Origin of the sequence: Pedobacter polaris (genome assembly GCF_005116505.1) — a bacterium.
In the GTDB taxonomy this organism is placed as follows: Bacteria; Bacteroidota; Bacteroidia; order Sphingobacteriales; family Sphingobacteriaceae; genus Pedobacter; species Pedobacter polaris.
In genome coordinates, this window is the sequence record NZ_SWBR01000002.1 from 241193 (window position 1) to 256794 (window position 15602).

At 32.5% G+C, this 15602-nt stretch carries 12 protein-coding genes; 3 read left to right on the forward strand and 9 right to left on the reverse strand.

Annotated features, from left to right (window positions below):
• Window positions 1–47: 47 nt before the first annotated feature.
• Window positions 48–755 carry an outer membrane beta-barrel protein gene (locus tag FA048_RS07345; protein WP_136839591.1) on the forward strand — a complete coding sequence of 236 codons (708 nt, stop codon included), beginning with the start codon at window positions 48–50 and terminating at the stop codon, window positions 753–755.
• Here FA048_RS07345 and FA048_RS07350 read toward each other — a convergent pair whose 3' ends face one another.
• Together FA048_RS07350 and FA048_RS07355 are read right to left on the reverse strand one after the other, a co-directional pair.
• Window positions 756–2348, reverse strand: coding sequence for an ATP-dependent DNA ligase (locus tag FA048_RS07350; protein ID WP_136839592.1), 1593 nt, complete (start codon window positions 2346–2348; stop codon window positions 756–758).
• On the reverse strand, window positions 2345–3376 hold the full coding sequence (locus tag FA048_RS07355) for a ligase-associated DNA damage response exonuclease (protein ID WP_136839593.1): 1032 nt from the start codon (window positions 3374–3376) through the stop codon (window positions 2345–2347). Before FA048_RS07355 ends, FA048_RS07350 begins: the two co-directional genes overlap by 4 nt.
• A 156-nt stretch (window positions 3377–3532) precedes the next feature.
• Here FA048_RS07355 and FA048_RS07360 point away from each other — a divergent pair, with 156 nt between their 5' ends.
• Entirely contained in the window at window positions 3533–4144 is a 612-nt protein-coding gene (locus tag FA048_RS07360; protein ID WP_136839594.1) for a SatD family protein, read from the forward strand.
• Entirely contained in the window at window positions 4144–4845 is a 702-nt protein-coding gene (locus tag FA048_RS07365; RefSeq protein ID WP_136839595.1) for a DUF3307 domain-containing protein, read from the forward strand. Before FA048_RS07360 ends, FA048_RS07365 begins: the two co-directional genes overlap by 1 nt.
• A gap of 156 nt (window positions 4846–5001) precedes the next feature.
• Here FA048_RS07365 and FA048_RS07370 read toward each other — a convergent pair whose 3' ends face one another.
• From FA048_RS07370 to FA048_RS07400, 7 genes are all read right to left on the reverse strand, one after another.
• Window positions 5002–7173 carry a S9 family peptidase gene (locus FA048_RS07370; protein ID WP_136839596.1) on the reverse strand — a complete coding sequence of 724 codons (2172 nt, stop codon included), beginning with the start codon at window positions 7171–7173 and terminating at the stop codon, window positions 5002–5004.
• Between the two features lies 1 nt (window position 7174).
• The gene (locus FA048_RS07375; protein WP_225872505.1) at window positions 7175–8875 is read right to left on the reverse strand and encodes an LTA synthase family protein; all 1701 of its coding nucleotides are present in this window, start codon (window positions 8873–8875) and stop codon (window positions 7175–7177) included.
• Window positions 8876–9105: 230 nt separating this feature from the next.
• The gene (locus FA048_RS07380) at window positions 9106–9786 is read right to left on the reverse strand and encodes a hypothetical protein (RefSeq protein ID WP_136839598.1); all 681 of its coding nucleotides are present in this window, start codon (window positions 9784–9786) and stop codon (window positions 9106–9108) included.
• A gap of 22 nt (window positions 9787–9808) precedes the next feature.
• A complete protein-coding gene (locus tag FA048_RS07385) occupies window positions 9809–10588 on the reverse strand; it encodes an enoyl-CoA hydratase/isomerase family protein (RefSeq protein ID WP_136839599.1) in 780 nt (259 codons plus the stop codon).
• A gap of 4 nt (window positions 10589–10592) precedes the next feature.
• Complete coding sequence (locus FA048_RS07390; RefSeq protein ID WP_136839600.1) at window positions 10593–12680, reverse strand: ComEC/Rec2 family competence protein; 2088 nt, start codon at window positions 12678–12680, stop codon at window positions 10593–10595.
• A gap of 3 nt (window positions 12681–12683) precedes the next feature.
• On the reverse strand, window positions 12684–14720 hold the full coding sequence (locus FA048_RS07395) for a helix-hairpin-helix domain-containing protein (protein ID WP_136839601.1): 2037 nt from the start codon (window positions 14718–14720) through the stop codon (window positions 12684–12686).
• Window positions 14710–15516, reverse strand: a complete 807-nt coding sequence (locus FA048_RS07400; protein ID WP_136839602.1) for a PorV/PorQ family protein — start codon at window positions 15514–15516, stop codon at window positions 14710–14712. The genes FA048_RS07395 and FA048_RS07400 overlap by 11 nt, the downstream gene beginning before the upstream one ends.
• Window positions 15517–15602: the final 86 nt, after the last annotated feature.

A 15602-nucleotide genomic window follows, 5' to 3' on the forward strand; every position in this document is an offset into this window, starting at 1 on the left:
ATACATATTACTTTTGTAGGTATAAACGCTCTAATTTTAATTCATAAATGAAAAAGCTATTACTTTCCGTTCTCCTGTTATCTTCTTCAATAACTACTTTTGCACAAAATAATTTTAAAAAATCATCAGCATTTATAGAATTAGGTCCAAGTATACCCACTGGCGATTTTGCTTCTAAAGTGGCTTCTGATGAAAAAGCAGGTTTAGCTACTACAGGTTTTTATTTTGACTTAGGGTATCAATATCAGTTTTCTAAAAACGTTGGGGCAATTGCTATGTTTAATTGGAGAATTAATGGAATTGATAAACAGGCTTTAAACTATTCATTACCTACAGGTTCTGGCGGTAGTATGTCTGTTACAACAACAACCTGGAGAATGGCATCCATTTTGGGAGGCTTAAATCAATCGTTTCCATTAATTAAAAACGAAAAATTATCAATAGAGTTTAGAGAGTTAGCTGGTGTACAATTTAGTTCATCACCCGAAATAAATGTTAGTTATAATATTCCGGGGGTTGGTTCTTCATCGGGCAAACAAGAATCATCAAATGCTACATCATTTAGTTATTTGTTAGGATTAGGCTTTAAATATAAATTAAGTAATAGTTTGGGATTAAGATTAAACGCAGATTATCATTCGTCTAATCCTAAGTTTACTGTAATTACTTATCCAGCTGATGCTCCGGTAGAACATAAATCTGAACAAAAAATAAGCACAATAAATGTTGGTGTTGGACTAGTTATTGGATTTTAATTATTGGCTAGCTATTAGTAACTGCCTCAAGTCATCTAAAGTATTAATTTCATCGGCTTTTTTATCTTTTCGCCAACGGGCGATGCGTGGAAAACGTAAGGCCAAACCAGCTTTATGTCTTTTGCTCTCGGCTATACCTTCAAATGCAATTTCAAAAACAAGTTCTGGTTTTACTGTTCTAACCGGACCAAATTTTTCTATTGCATTTTTGTTTACAAATGAATTTACTTCTTTAATTTCTTTATCTGTTAAACCAGAGTAAGCTTTAGCAATGGTAATGAGTTGCTCTCCATCTCTTACAGCAAAAGTATAATCGGTGTAAAAATTGGCTCTTCTTCCGCTTCCTTTTTGTGCATAAATCATTACGGTATCAACGGTGTAGGGGTTTATTTTCCATTTCCACCAATCGCCACGCTTACGTCCGGTATGAAACACCGAATCTAATTTTTTAAGCATTATGCCTTCGCTATTGATAGCTCTAGCTGTCTCTCTTAATTCAGCCAGCTTTTCCCAACTTTCAAATTCAATAACCGGAGATAATAAAACGATGTCTTTTATTGCTAAATTTCCAATAATATCCACTAAAATCTTTCTTCGTTCTGCTAAAGGTTCCTGTCGGATATCTATCCCTTTGTGTTCTAAAATATCATAAGTAAAGAAGCCTATTGGTGCATCATTAAGTTGAGATTTATTTATTGTTTTACGGTTTAGTCTTTGTTGTAGCATACTAAATGATTGTACATTTCCATCTTTAACCGAAAGTATTTCTCCATCTAAAACAGTACCATCTGGTAAATCATCTTTCAAAAAATGCAATTCTGGAAATTGGTCAGTCACTAGCTCTTCACCCCGCGACCAAATAAATAATTCGCCATTTCGTTTTACAATTTGTCCACGAATGCCATCCCATTTCCATTCGGCTTGCCAAGCGCTTGTTTCTCCTAAGTTTTCTGGTTCGGTTTCTAAAGCATAAGCTAAACAAAAGGGGTAAGGCCAAGAATTATCAGTGTTTACGTGGGCGCCAGCAATTAATTCTTGATAAGTGATTTCATTCGGCAACCACTTACCCATAATGCTGTGCATTATCTTGCTACTGTCTTCTTCGCCGTGTTTAGCGATAGCATTAACCAACATTTTATTAGAAACTCCAATTCTAAAATTACCAGATATTAACTTGTTAAAAATGAAACGTTCTTGCGTATTAAGGCTATTCCAAGCATTTAAAATGTATTCTTTTTTAGCCTCATCTGTTTCTCCATTTAGTTGAGCAAGCTCGGTAATCCATTGGTGTAAAGGTTTATCAACTGCATTTTCTGCTGGTGGAAGGACCAAAGCAATCGTTTCACTTAAATCGCCTACGCTACTGTAACTTTCTGAAAATAACCATTCTGGAATTCCACTTAATTCAATTGCCCATTGTTTAATTAAGGCCGTATTTACAGGTCTTTTAGGTTTTTTACCAGTAAACATTGCAATAACATAAGGTTTATCTTTATCATTGGCTTCATTAAAATAAGAAACCAATGCTGCAATTTTATCATTTGTTTTATTGCTAAGCTCTAATTCTTGGATCAGTTGTGAAAATCGCTTCATTTTGTTTCCTCTTTAGGATTTTCATTCACTTCACCAATTACCTCATCATCTTCTGCACCATATTTAGTAGTAACTTCTTCAGAGCAGATGCCAATTTCATTTAAATATTTCGAGAAAACAGCAGTAGAGCCATGTGTAACAAATACTTTTTCAGCTTCTGTAGCTTTAATGGCTGATAATAATCCTGGCCAATCTGCATGGTCGCTTAAAGCAAAACCAGCATCTGCACTTCTCCATCTTCTGCCTGCTCTAACAGCCATCCAACCAGAGCAAACGCCAATTGCAGGTTGTTGTAAGCTTTTCACCCATCTTCCATCAGCTAACGCAGGAGGGATGATTATAATGCCTTTTTGCAATTCATCTTTTTTGATGTCTATATCAATTCTTATCGTTTCAGGTAATTCTACTCCAGCCGCTGCAAAACCTTCGTTTAAATTGGCAATAGAATTATGTACGTAAATTGGGTATTCGCCAGCTAAGTTTTTAATTAACCTTTGTGCTTTACCCAAACTATAAGCAACCAAAATGCTTGTTTTACCTTTGTTATTATTGTCTTTTACCCAATTCTTTATTTGCGCAAATATTAATTCTTGCTCTTGCCAAGTATAAATGGGTAATCCAAAAGTACTTTCAGAAACAAAAGTGTGGCATTTTACAGGTTCAAAAGCGGTACTAATTCCATCATATTCTACTTTATAGTCACCAGAAACCACACAGATTTCTCCTTTGTATTCTAGCCTAATTTGCGCCGATCCAATTACATGTCCTGCTGGGAAAAGACTCAGTTTAACACCATTTATATCTATTTCCTTATTGTATGGCAAGGTTTGCACATTATCTTCTAAACCATAACGTTGTTTTAATATGGGCTTAGTAAGTTCATGGCATAAATAATTCTTATTTCCCCATTTTACATGATCGGCATGGCCATGTGTGGTAACCGCATAATCTACAGGATGCCAAGGATCAATATAAAAATTGCCTTGCTTGCAATAAATTCCTCGATTTGTAAATTTTATTAGTGCCATTTTGCTATTATAACGAACAAACAAACAATAAGTTTTTGTTTTGTTATCGGCATTTTAGCCGATAAATACAATTATCGGGTATTTAGCCGATATATTAAATTATCGGGTAATTAGCCGATATTTGGAATTATCGTGCATTTACCCGATATTAGTATTATGATTGCTGTAATAACAGGAGATATAATTAACTCTAGGACATTGCCAGAAGAATGGATAAGTACATTAAAAAGTGCTTTAGAGGGGTTATTTGGTGAAAATTTGAAGTGGGAAATATTTAGAGGAGATAGTTTTCAGGTTGAATTAAACGCAAAAGATGCCCTAATAAATGCCATATATATTAAGGCTTGTATCAAAACGTTAAAAAAGGCAGATGTTAGAATAGGCATAGGTATTGGAAAGAAAAGTATCAGTGCTGAAAAAGTTACTGAGGCTAATGGAGAAGCTTACATTAACTCTGGATCTGCTTTTGATACTTTAAAAATAAACAAGACAAATATGGCACTAAAAACTCCTTGGATTAATTTTGATGAAGAAATGAATTTATCAATTCGTTTAGCATTAATTGCCATGGATAGTTGGGGCCAAATTACTGCTGAAATGGTAAGATATGCTATTGAAAATCAAAATACAAAGCAAGATAAAATTGCCAAAATATCAGGAAGGAGCCAATCTTCTGTTAGTGAGGCTTTAAAAAGAGCCCATTTTACAGAAATTATGGAGCTAGAAAATAGATATAGAAACCAAGTGACTAACCTAATTAAAAAATAATGGAAATCGCCTTGCTAAAACTTTTGTTGGCTCATGTATTGGGCGATTTCTTTTTACAACCAAATGCTTGGGTTATAGAAAAAGAAGATAAAAAACTCAAATCTAATAAGCTTTATCTACATCTTGTAATTCATTCTGCCTTAATCTTTATCATTTTTGCTTCTTTTGATGTTTGGGCAGTAGCTTTGACAATAGGTTTAGGTCATGGGATTATTGACGCGATGAAGTTGATGTTTCAAAAGGATAAAACAAAAAGAATATGGTTTTTTGTTGATCAGATATTACATGTAGCCTTAATTATTGCTTGTTGGCAATACTATTTCCATGCTCCAATAAATTTAGGTTTTTTACAAAATAATCAGTTTTGGTTATTCTTGCTCGGTGCATTATTTTTAACATCGCCTGCAGCTATATTTATTAGGGTAATTATTGCGAAATGGATACCAGAAAAGGCTTCAACCTCATTACAAGATGCAGGTAAATTTATTGGTATAATGGAACGCTTGCTGATTTATCTTTTTGTATGCACGCACCATTTTGAAGCTGTCGGCTTTTTATTAGCGGCTAAATCTATTTTTAGATTCGGAGATTTAAAAGACGCACATGACATTAAACTTACCGAGTACGTATTAATTGGGACTTTGTTGAGCTTCGGAATAGCCTTAATTGTAGCCATGAGCGTATTAAATTTCAATCTCTAAGGTTAAGTGTGGTTCAGCGAAGACCTCAGTTAAGGTAACTGAAAGCCTATCGGAAATGACAAACATTTGAAACAAAGAGAATAATGAATTGCATTCAACTAAAAAGCCTCAAATATTAAATACTTGAGGCTTTTATTATTTAGAGATTTCTCTCTATTATCTTGCGCCTGGAGGGCAGTTCTCTTTTAAGAATTTAGTAAAAGTTAAGCCTAAATGTTGTCTAGTTCCTTCGCCTTCAGAAATTCCATGTGTACGATTTGGATAACTCATTAATTGAAATACTTTTTTGTTTTTAATTAATTCATTAATTAACATTTCTGCATTTTGATAATGAACATTGTCATCTCCGGTACCATGTACATACAATAAATTTCCTTTCAAGTTTTTAGCATAAGTAATAGGCGAACCTTTTACATAAGCATCTGTATTAGGGAAAGGTGTTCCCATATAACGTTCTTGGTAAATATTATCGTAAGTTAACTGGTTAGCAACCGCAGCTACAGCAATACCAGTTTTATAAATTTCTGGATATTGGAACAATAAGTTAAGTGTTGATGAACCACCACCACTCCAACCATGTACAGCAACACGATCCTTATCCATAAATGGATAAGTTGCCAATAGTTTTTTAGTAGCCATAGCTTGATCACGAATATTAATTACGCCTATGTTTTTATAAATAGCCTTTCTCCAAGCTGCACCTTTTGGAACTGGAGCACCACGGTTATCCATAGAAATATAGATGTAACCATCCTTAGCCATATCACCTGCATATAAGCCAGTTGTGCCAGCGCCCCAAACATCAGCAGCAGTTTGGGAAGCAGGTTCACCATACACATAAAATAAAACAGGATATTTTTTTGTAGCATCAAAATTATCAGGCTTTTTCATCCAACCATCCATTTCAACACCATCTTCTGTAGTTACTTTAAAAAATTCTACTTTGTTTTTAGGAGGTGTTTGTTTTGCCAATTGACTAGTAATGCTTCCATCCATAGAAATTGGTTGGTTTGCCGCAAAGTTCATCCACTCTGTTACTGGAGAAATTACAGAACTATTGTAACTGTGACGAGCAAATAATCCATTAGGAGAAATAGAATAACTATGTGTGCCAGGTAAAACAGAAGGAGTAACCATTTCTAATTTACCTTTACCATCTAATTTCGTTTTATATAAATATTTTTGAGTTGCATTAGTTGGTGATGCTAAAAAATAAACTGTATTATTTTTTTCATCCACTAAACTTACATCTATTACATCGTAGTTGCCTTTTGTAATTAATGTTTCTTTTTTACCATCTCGGCTAATGCGATACAAGTGTGTATAACCGTCTTTATCTGATTGGTAAACAAATTCCTTATTGCCATTTAACCAAAAAAAGCTGTCTTGAGCATCTATCCAAGCTTTATTATTTTCTTTGTAAATTTCTGCACTAGCTCCAGTTGTGGCATTGGCAACAAATAATTTACTTTCATTTTGCTCACGATTTAATTGTTGTAAAATTACTTCGTTTGTATTTGGAATCCAATCCATACGAGGGATATAGTGTTGAACATTATCACCAGGAACTGCTAACCAGTTTGTTTTCGCAGTTTCAATATCTACAACACCAATTTTGCAAGAAGAAGGATCTTGGCCAACTTTAGGGTATTCTACAGGAACATTAAAAGAATAGATCGAATCTGTATTGTTAATCATTAAGAAATTTTTGATTTTGGTTGCATCAATTTCCCAGTAAGCAATAGATTTTCCATCTGGCGACCATCTAAAACCATCTAAACAGCCAAATTCTTCTTCATAAACCCAATCAAAAGTCCCATTTATCATTCTCGCAGTTCCATTTGTAGTTAATGCTTTTATAGCACCACTTGCTAAATCTTCTACATATATATTATGCTCACTAACATAGGCAACTTTGCTACCATCAGGTGAAAATTTAGCAAACATTAATGATGATGCAGGTTTGCCCTTTCCAATTTGTTTTAAAGTATTATTTGTAATGTCAGCAACCCAATAGTCTCCACGGCTATCTTGACGCCAAACTCTCTTTGTATTTGTATAAATTAAAGCTTTTGTACCATCGCTGGTTAAATCAAAGCTCCTTACATTTAATGGACTAGTTGCGTTTGCAGGTGTTAGCAATTGCCTGCTTACTACTGTTTTGCGATCGTTTTTAGGTAAAGTAATGGTAACGATTTCTCCACCAGCATTTTGATAATAACTGTTCCCGTCTTTAGTCCAGTTAATGCCACCTCTCTGTGCTTTTACATTGCTATTACCAATAAAGGCTACAATTGCAACAGCGATAAATAGTTTAGTTAATTTCATGTTATAGTTTTATAAATTGTTGATATACTGTTTGTAAGTAGGATTGTCCTAATTTAAGATTGTGATTCGTTTTTATAATATCTTTTGAATTGCTATTGTACAAAATATTTTTCCCAATGTTATCAAATGTAACGCAATGGTTATCATTTACGAAGCCCAAGCCGTTGTCCCAGGTAAAGAAGGCAAAGTGTTTGGTATATGGATTTAATAAGTTTTTACTCCATAAAAAATCTTGATGAGGAATATTTAATTGTGCCAATAAGGTTGCTGCAATGTCTTGTTGACTACCTATTTGACTTAATTTTTTGCCTTTATATTCATCTTTAATTACATCGCCATAAAAGAGTAAAGGAATATGGTAGCGCTGAGGTTGAAATATTTCGAACTTGTTTTTTGGATAAAGATGCCCATGATCTGCTACAAATATAAATAGTGTGTTTTTATACCATGCTTGTTTTCTAGCTGCAATTAGATAAGAATTAATACACGAATCAGTATAAAAAGCTGTGCTTTTAAACTCTTGAATGATATCTTTTTTACCAAACTTAGGTGTAGTAGGAACTTCAAAGGGTTCGTGATTGGTTAAAGATAAAATGGTAGAAAAGAAAGGTTGCTTAGTTTGATTGAGTTCTTGCAACTGCCTATTGAAAACCAGCCCATCATAAGCTCCCCATTTGGAATTCATGTCTTTCTTGTCAAAACTATTTTTATCTATTAGTTTTTGATAGCTGTGACCTAAAATAAAAGCTTTGTAATTATCAAACTCTGACTCACCACCATAATAAAATGAGGTTTGATAATTGTTTTGGAAAAGCTTCTGACTAATGGCAGGGATTTTCTGCATCTTTTCAGGCCACTTTACAATACTTCCTGTTCCAAGAGTAGGAAAGCCTGTAAGAGTTCCAATTAAACCTTTGTCAGTTCTGTTTCCGGCAGCATAAATATTAGTAAATAAAACGCCTTTATTTGTTAAACTGTCAAAATTTGGGGTAATTCCATCTTCGTTTCCAAGTGTTTTTGTTAAGTCTGCTGTAAAACTCTCTAAAATAAAAATTACAATATTTGGTCGCTTAGTTTTTAAAATAGAAACCGTTGTATCTTTTTCTACGCTGTATAACTCTGTAATTTCTTTTTCTGCAGTTGCATTATCAAAGTATAAGTATGGATTTTTGTTTGTCTTTTTAGATGCTAAAATACTTGAGATTAAATTCCACTCTGTATTTAAGGAAGCATGATTTAAAATCTCATATTTAGAGAAATAGGCCATGCTTTGATTGTTAGGTGCAACATCCCAACCACCTCTAATCAATAAAAAGTTAACACCAAGCAGAATAACAGTAACAATTACTTTTAGCCAAAATGGTGTTTTAATAAAGTTAATTTGTTTTTTATTGATTAAAAAGTTCAGGTATAATCCTGACCCAATCAATATAATTAGCACAAATAAAGACAATAGGATAGGGGAAGAAGCGCTTGAAGCAAATGCTTCATTTGGTGTGTCAACAGCAAATGAAAGTGCTCTCGCATTAACTTTGCTACCCCATTCTCTATAAATATTAAAATTAATAACAGAAAGCAGACTGAAAACTACAATTAAAATCTTGTTGTAAACTGATGCCCATTTTAAACTGATATGATCTCTTTTAGAGAAATACCAAATAGAGAAAATAATTAGCGGAATCACGACTAAGTAAGCAGTCATTGATAAATCTAAGCGTAACGCATGGTAAAAGGTAGATAGCTTTTCTCCAAATGGGAGGCCTCTCAGTTTTTTATGAAAGATAAATAAGAAGATAAATCTATCTAGGGCAAAGAATAATAACCAGAATAAAAAAAATCGTACAAAAAAAATCAGGCTTTTAAACATTGGCGCAATTTAATAAAAATGCCAAAATAAAAGCCTGATTCGATAGAAAGCATTATTAAAGGTGATTATTCTCCACCACCACCTTGCATGGCCATAATTTCTTCCATAGTTTTAACTTCATAACCCTTAGGAACATCTAAATTAAAAGGACCTGCTTTTTCTTCTTTGATTTCTTTAACGGTTAAAGTTTGTTTAATTCCTTGTTGAAAGTGCGTGTATTTAATCAAAGAACCTTTAACATCTTTAAAATTTTCACCAGAAAAACCAGTTGGCAATTCGATATCAGTTGTTGCCCATAGTTCATAAGTGCCACCTTTATCGTCTTTATAAGTATATTTTTCTGTGTTGTATGAGCCAATCATTTTTTTCTCACCAGTAGCTTTGAAATCACTAAATTTTGGAGAGCTGGCTTTTTGTTTATCATATTCTGCTTTGCCTTGTTTAACAGCAAATTGCATTTGCGCAACTGGAACATCAATTAATACTAAACCTAAATTTGAAACTACATCTTGCAAAACAGTAATGGTAGCGGGACCTTGTTCCATTTCCATTCTGATCATTGGACCATTAAATTTTACTTTTTGCTCAGTAGGCAACATAGCAACTGCTGCTTCTTGTTCTGCTGTAGGAGCATATTCAACTTTATAAGTAATAGTTCCTTCAGTTATTTTCTTTTGTGCATGTGCAATAATTGCTGTGCTGATTAAGATTGCGGCTAAAATGCCAGTTTTCATAGATTTAAACATAGTATTAATTTTAGTTATTTATTTACCATTTAGTTTTTTCTTTGTTTAGGAATGATGCTACTCCTTTTTTAAAATCATCACTTTCCCTAACTCTTGCATTGATCTGTACAGCCATATCCAAACTCTTTTCTAACAAAGGATAAGTAGTTTGGTTTATTAATTGTTTAGTAACCATTAATGCGCTTGCAGAAGCATTGTTACACAAATCTAATGCAAAATCCTTTACTCTTTGAGCAATATCTTCCTTTTTTGTTACAAAAGTTATGAGGTTATACTTTAATGCATCTTCAGCCGAAAAGAGCTCGCCTGTTAATAATATCTTCTTAGCCACGGTTTCACTTGTTTTACGCATTAAAAAGCAAGATACAATTGCTGGTACAAAACCCAATTTAACTTCTGTATAGCCAAAATTAGCTTCTGGGACAGCAAATATAATATCACATACTGTTGCCAGACCACAGCCACCTGCAATAGCATGGCCCTCTACTTGTGCAATTACAATTTTCGGTAAGTAACAAATCGTAGTAAATAGTTTCTTTAAATTATTTGAGTCTGCTAAATTTTCTTCATAGGTGTTTTGTTGCAACTGTTGAAGATAAGCTAAATCTGCACCTGCACTAAATGTACCTCCGTTAGCTTTTAGCACTATCACTTTTACTTCCTCATCTTCGCTAGCCTTTAATAAATAGTCAGTAAGTTGGGCAATTAGGTCCGGATTCAGCGCATTTCTTTTATCAACCCTGTTAAGTGTTATGCTAGCTATTCTATCTTTTACTATATATAAAACAAGGTCTTCACTCATATATTTATTTTATGTTAATCAAATATGCCTTATTTTTCTTTAAAGTGTAATGTTGCAATTGAAATTTATTTGCTTCTTCTTCAAATCTTTTAATTTTATAGTCTTTGTTACTTGCATCTATTAACAAGGTTGAAAATATAATCTCAGTCCTTAATTCTTGTATGGATTTTTTAGGATTTTGATGCAACCACACGGAATTAAACTTAGGTAACTGCTGCATTTTTCTATAGTTAAAACCTTGATCTATAAGCAGAATTTTATAATCGTAAAAGCTAATTTGATGCTCTTTTTTTATCAAAGAATTGATGGTGGTGTCTTGTCCCCATTTCACAAATAAAATTTCTTTAATCTGCATTTTTTCTAGTGCAGGATTAACAAAGAATTGAAAATTTTTATCTTCTGCCATTAAATCAGTAACTAGAATAGCTTTCTTTGAATCGATAAATGCTACTGCATAATTTTTCCTTAAGCTAAAAAAAAGTATTTTTCTTTGGCGAGATGCTAATATTTTATTATATGCTGAATAAGATTGAAAAGCGACAAGCAGAATAATTGAAACTATTAAAAGTTTTTTTCGATAGTTAGTCAAAGCAAAAATTAAAATGGCTAAAGCAACACTTAGTAAGAGCAATTGCCAACAATTTAACCAAATAGCAGTAATTCCTGAAAATGGCAAACTGGCTATCCATTTTAATCCATCATTAGTAAATGTTATAATCCATTCAAAAATTGGGGCTAAGAAGTAAAGTTTTAATAGCAAAATGCCTATTCCAAAATACATCAATGCTATTAATGGCAAAAGAATAAATAGGTTTCCCAATATAAAATAGATAGGGAATTGATGAAAATAGTAAATACTCAATGGAAATGTAACCAATTGTGCAGCTAAACTTAAAGCTATTGCAGACCATAATTTATCCAGCCATTTATTTTTTACATATAACCATTTATAAATTTTAGGTTGAAGATAGATTAATCCAAATACAGAAATAAATGATAGCTGAAATCCCACATCCCATATAAAAAACGGATTGTAAATCAACAGGCAAAACGCCGTAAAAGCAAGTATGTTATAGTTATTACTGTTTCTATTAAATGCTTTTGCAAGAATAAAAATGGTAAGCATAATTGCCGAACGTAGCGCTGAAGACGAGAAACCCGTTAGTAAAGAGTAATACCAAATTAACGAGCAAATAAACAGAAGTTTAAATATTTTTAAAGCTCTTTTTCTATCTAAAAAGGACAAAATTGAATTTAAAAGAAAGAAAATAATGCCAACATGTGCACCAGATACAGATAAAGCATGTATTGTTCCGGTTTTACTATAAGCAAGCAAAGTTTCCTTACTTAAATCGGCTCTATAACCCAAAACTAAGGTTGATGCAACTGCAAATGCTTCATCATTTTTAATTAGCCTCCTATATATTGCAACTTGCTTTTTGCGTTCTTCAATTGCATATTTTATGATTGGATTGCCTTTATTGGTAGTTAATTTAGTAAGCTGATTTTCATTAATGAATGTTTGTTCATAAATATTTTTAGATGCTAACCATGCTTTAAAATCAAATTCGCCTGGATTGTAACTTGGTTCGACAGTAGAGTAATTGCTTGTTATAATTAGTTCATCACCATAATTAAGCTGAATTGGTTTTAAGCTGTCAATTTTTAAAGCAATTAATAATTTACCAGTTACTGCTTTTGATTTTCCATTTTTATAAGCAGTGGTAACTTCAACCTCTAAACGTAAAATATTATTGGTTAACTGTGGTTCGTTGTTTACCCAGACTTTTAAATACTTGTAAGATTGATTTGCGTAATAGTCTTTTTTAATAAATTGTGTATTAAATAGACAAATCATTCCGCCCATGGTGAAGCAGAAAAGGTAGCATATAACTCCTGTAATGCCTTTAAATTTATAAGCGTTTATTTTGTTATAAAATAAATTAATGGCTATTAAGTAGGATAGCAATACAATATTTGCAACTATAGCTGATAATATAAGGCTTGGACTAGCAAATAAATAGGCACAAACTATTCCTGCAATAAAAGGAAGTAAAATCCTAACGAAAACTATTTCTGATTTAAATGTCACAGCTTAAAATTGATAGCGAATTTGAATTTTTACGTCATTTTTTTTGCTACCATTTATTTCATCAAGCCCAGAACCAACGGTTTCTACATTTCTATATAAAAATAAAGCATGTCTTGCCCAAATATCTAGCCTTTTCCAGAGTTTATATTTAATGTTGACGTAAGTTCTAAAACCGTTCCCACTGTACATTCCAAACGCAAAGTTGTATAGAACATCATCTTCGTATGCGTAAATTCTACTATTGTAGCTTGGTGTATTGAAATACGCAATTCTTATGTTGCCTGATAATTTTGAAAGGTTTGGAGAATAATCAACATCTTGATAAATCATGTATCCAAATTCTGCCTTTACATTACCCTTTTTAAATTGCGATACTTCAACTCTGTTTTGAAAACTTAGTGATTTGTTTAGCCTCCAGCTCACATCACCTCTATAAGTTTCCTTTTTAACATCATCTAAATAATTAATAGGAACTTCTATATCTGTATTCTGTTGCTTTAATTCAGACTTGTATCTTAAAAAAGCTTTGAAAGTTTTAGTCGGTGTATAGGTTAATTGACCTAAAAACTCGTAACCATCAGATGGAGCATCAATTCTAAACTTAAGCCAAGGGAACTTAAAATAATCGGCATAAATTGCTATAGACCAATATTTTATAGGCGTAATGTTTAAGCCTGCATAAAATCCTTTTTCATTAAAAGCTTCACTGGCTTCAGCAGTTGCTTGATTAAAAAAATTATGATAATCCTTTTGATAATTTCTATGTAATAAAACAGCTGAAACTTTAGCAGATAAGCTAATCAATGCACCATTTAGGTATGCGAAACCACTCTTTAAGTTTTTAGCACCTTCACCGAAGAAATAGATATTTTTATAGGTATAATTATAATGTAGACCAACATTTGTGATAGTTTTACCTGTGAAATTATAGTTACGATAAACTTGGCTGCCGGTTTCAAATTTATTGCTATATAAGGTATGATAAGCTACTGCACCCAAACTTAAATTATCCTTTTGGTATTGAATTGCACCACCAAATAATTGCTGATTTATACTGGTTTTGTTTTTGATCTCCGTTGCTGTTCGATGTAAACCAGTTTCATTAATGGTAGATAAAACTTCATCACCATTGTTATCTAAATTTAAGCTTGCGTCAAGCTTTCTGTAAGAACTGAAAATTGTAAGGTCAATATTTTTATTTAAAGATACCGTTGTTGCCAAGCCTCTAAAAAATGAATATTCATTAGCAGAAGTGTAAGGCTTTAACCCAACGTCTTTTTTGGCTACACTTGTTACATCTGGTGCTTTACCAAAAGAAAAACCAGACCACAAAGTTAATCCCTGTCCAAATTGTAATGTATAATCACCAGCTACAATTTTTTTAAAGCGTCCAGTATTAAATATTGCAATATGGGCTGATTGATAGTCTAAAAGAAATTGTTTTTCTCCACGAATAAAATTTTCACCAGCATCTTTTTCAAAAATTAATGATGCCGAAACTCTATTAGAATAATTGTATTTATAACGCAATAAAAATCGTTCTGGTGAACCCAAGTATCTACTTCCCTTCAAATCCGTAAATCCCTTTTGGGTTTCTATAACCCTTCCAAATCTTATTACTAAATCATTGTCTGCTAAAACCCTCATATTTCTCAGGGTAATTTTATCAACTAAATCCGTTTGGTTAAGCGTTACAAAGGGTAAAAGTCTTTGTATAGTTTCAGTATCAAAATCTGCAATGCTTTGTAATTCTAGTACATCTATTAACTTTCCATTGGTTTTAATGTGGGTAAATAAATTACTGATTTGCAGTGGGGAAAGAAAAATTAAGCTTTTTAATTCTTCAGCTGTAGTTTTATTTAAATTAATTGGATGTTTTTTAAAGAATATTAACCTGTCTTGTAGTTCAGATAGGTCATAATCTTCAGGTAGGTTTTCTGTTAAACTTTCAATTAGATCTTTGATAAAGGTATCTTCCTGTGCCCGTACAGTCCCAATACAACTAATAATAAGCAAAGTGAGTAAAATTCTAAAATACATAAGCGAGGGAAATTTGAGGTGTATAACCTTGGTAAGCATTTGTTTCTATTGCAAAGTCTAACAGCAATTTTTTATAGTTAATGCCAAACCCACCATATTGCTTAAATGGTTTGGCTGTTAAACCAGCCCTTAAGCTTAATATTTCTAACAGTTTATAATCAATACCCAAACTCACATCTACTACAGCATTCATATCCTTACTTATTGTAGTAGCAATCAGTAGCTTATCTGATGCTTTATAGCTAGCACCTACATGGATTATAGTAGGGATAACCGTTTCTATTGCTTTACTACTATATTTTTGGAAGGATGGATTGTTTATATAAACTCCTAATGTTAATTGTTTATTCAAGTGATACATAGCACCTACGTCTACTGAAAAACCTGTTGAAGCCCCATAATTGCTAATTTTAATTTGATGGTAATTTCCTTTTAAGGCTATAGATAATTTGTCTCCAAATTTCTTTGCTAATGCAATTCCAGCCTTAATTTCATTATATTCAGAAATGCCATAACGTTGGAAACTAGTACCAATGAAATTATTTTTTACTGGCAGTACAAATGAAATTGCTTGTTTACTTAGTTCGCTATCAACTAAATATTTTGAGTAATTCAGGGCAATTATAGGTGTTGTTATACCAGTTATTCCGGAAGGATTTGCCTCTACGCTCCAAATGTCCTGTATGGCAGATCCATTATTTCCCATAGCCGATAAACGGGGCCCAAAATTAATTTGTGCTAAGCATGGAGTGATGCTAAGAAATAGCATCAATGATAAGTTAAATATTTTGTTCATTGATTTAAAAAAAAAGCAATAAACAAAATATTGTTTAATTATAATCAATAATTATAAAATTTAATTTCATAATTAACTATAAATCA